Annotated in this window: 2 protein-coding genes; one reads left to right on the forward strand and one right to left on the reverse strand. The window is 61.5% G+C overall.

Going from position 1 to position 2,602, the window contains the following annotated elements:
* Window positions 1-758: hypothetical protein (locus V6C16_RS11020; RefSeq protein WP_333543220.1), on the reverse strand; the 758-nt coding region annotated here is incomplete at its 3' end.
* 205 nt (window positions 759-963) lie between these two features.
* On the opposite strand from V6C16_RS11020, the gene tgt reads away from it, so the two are divergent.
* Window positions 964-2,103: a tRNA guanosine(34) transglycosylase Tgt gene (gene tgt / locus V6C16_RS11025; RefSeq protein ID WP_333534949.1), complete on the forward strand. Its 1,140-nt coding sequence runs from the start codon at window positions 964-966 to the stop codon at window positions 2,101-2,103.
* Window positions 2,104-2,602 lie beyond the last annotated feature (499 nt).

Below are 2,602 nucleotides of genomic sequence, written 5' to 3' on the forward strand. Positions count from 1 at the left end.
AACCGCAGGGCAAGCCGCCGCAGGGTGGCGCTGTAAAGCCCCTCCACGCACTGGCAGACCACAGGAGCCGTGCAGCGCTTGCGCCCCGGCCTGTTGAGCACTATGCAAAGCAGCATCTGTGTGTTGGAAAGCCTGTGATAGCGCTCTGCTTCGTCCACATCGTCCATTTCCAGACGCGCGCCGCCCGCGGAAATATTTACCAGCCGGAGCTGCCCGGGACTGCCCTCGCGAAAGCTGAAATCCGGCTCACCCAGTTCGCGCCAATGGGAGGGCAGCCTGCCCCGCAGCCACAGGTCCACGGAACGCACCATCCCTACAGAGGGAAAAATCCGTTCGTGCCTGCGCAGCTCACGCTGCACATAGGCATCGGGCATGCCTATCTCTATCTTGCACTGCCTGCTTTCCGGGTCCACATGATTATGAATGATGCGGGTTTTGCACAAAAAACCCTGACGGGCCTCGGCAGCCGACATTTTGAATCTATGTATAAGCAGAGCGCGCGGCAGATTGAAATAGACAAGACACTGCTCGTCGTTAAGCACATCGGGCAAAAAACTGGCGTTGGACACAAGCAGTATGCTGGACGGCCGCATTTCTTTGATACGGCAGTACACGTCATCCATCTGGCGATTGCGGCTGGTAAAAAGAACCTCGATACAGACCTGACGAGCAAAGGCCGCGCCAAGCAGAGTCCCGAGCAGAGGCTTTTTGACGGCGGTCTGACCGAAAGCACGCCTGAAACGGTTGAAAAAAAGCATTTTCTGCCTCTTGCGGGGCTGCCCCCTGTTCGGGTCCAGAAGTGCACGGCCGGACAGACCGGCCTACGGATAGTAGATTTTTTTATTCCTACAGACGATCGTTGTCAAACGCCCAGACGGCCTGCCCGCGGGGCTTTATGCAGTGCCGCCCGGACGCATGCCGTACCCCTTGCGTCCAGGGCCGCTTGCATATACTGTGCGCGGCATGTCCGACACCATCTTTACCATTGAGCACACCGACGGAGCCGCCCGCGCGGGAACCCTGCGCACGGCGCACGGCACTATTCCCACACCTATTTTCATGCCCGTGGGTACGGTGGGTTCGGTCAAGGCCATTGCCCCTGACGACCTGGCGGCCATAGGCGCGCCCGTCATACTCGGCAATACCTACCACCTCTACCTTCGCCCCGGCGACGAGTTGGTGGCCCGGCGCGGCGGCCTGCACGAATTCGCCTCCTGGCCCGGCTCCATTCTTACGGACAGTGGCGGCTTTCAGGTGTTCAGCCTCAGTTCGCTGCGCAAAATCCGCGAAGAGGGGGTGGAGTTCCGCTCGCACCTTGATGGTTCACGGCACCTGTTCACGCCTGAAAAGGTTTTGCAGATACAGCGCAACCTCAATTCCGACATCATGATGGTGCTCGACGAGTGTGTGCCGTACGGCGCGGACTATGCCTATACCGAAAAATCCCTGGCCCTCACCACGCGGTGGGCCTTGCGCGCCCGTTCGGCCTACCCGGCCGGCACGGCGCACAATCTGCTTTTTGCCATTACCCAGGGCGGCTTTCACAAGGACCTGCGCACGCGCTCGGTGGAAGAACTTTGCGGCCTTGATTTTGACGGCTTTGCCATCGGCGGCCTTTCGGTAGGCGAACCCAAAGACAAGATGTACGACCTGCTCTACCACACCGCCCCCCAACTGCCGGGCAACAAGCCGCGCTATCTTATGGGCGTGGGCACGCCCCTGGATATCGCCAACGGCATCAATGCCGGGGTGGACATGTTCGACTGCGTGCTGCCCACCCGCAACGCGCGCAACGGCACGCTCTATACCTCGCAGGGCAAAATAAACATCCGGCGCAAGCAGTTTGCCGAAGACGACGGTCCCCTGGACCCCAACTGCCGCTGCTACACCTGCCGCACCTTTTCACGCGCCTATCTGCGCCACCTTTACGCCAGCCAGGAATTGCTCTCTTTCCGTCTCAATTCCCTGCACAACCTCACGTACTTTCTCGACCTGGCCCGCAATGCGCGGCAAGCCGTCATCGAGGGCCGTTACGCGGCATTTCTTGCGGGCATTGAGGCGCTCTATCCCGATGAAGCGGCCAGAGCCGCCGCCGGAGCGTAAAGCCGCGCCCCAGAATTGTTGCCGGACAAGCACAGGCCCGTTCCGGTTCAGCCATGTGGAGCAAACGATGTCCCGCATACCTGAACCGGGACGGGCTTTTTCTGCCTGCTGAACCACCGCGCTGCCCGATCAGGCCCGCAGGACACAGGAAAAACCGAGACGTCCGCAGCATCAGGAGCAGGCGGCCACCGGCTGCGGCCGGGCCATTGCCATCTTTGCCCCCTGCCCCTTCCTGTGGCATACTGCCCGCGAACATCCGCTCGCCGCGCTGCCGCGTTGCCACGCCGCCGCACCGAAAAAGGGCGGGACAAGCCAGCAAGAGGTTCGCATGCAAGCCAGTCACAGGTACTCCCTTACCCCTTCCACTGCCAGCAACCCGCTGAGTCTGCGGGGCATGGTCACAAGCCCCCACTACCTGGCCTCTCAGGCAGGGCGCGACATCCTGCGCTCAGGCGGCACGGCCGTGGATGCGGCCATTGCCGCGGCGGCAGTGCTATCC

Origin of the sequence: Desulfovibrio sp. 1188_IL3213, from assembly GCF_036763145.1 — a bacterium.
In the GTDB taxonomy this organism is placed as follows: Bacteria; Desulfobacterota; Desulfovibrionia; order Desulfovibrionales; family Desulfovibrionaceae; genus Desulfovibrio.

Bases quoted from the DNA above. Each gene is read 5' to 3' on its own strand.
- tgt (WP_333534949.1), top strand. From the start codon at position 964: ATGTCCGACACCATCTTTACCATTGAGCACACCGACGGAGCCGCCCGC.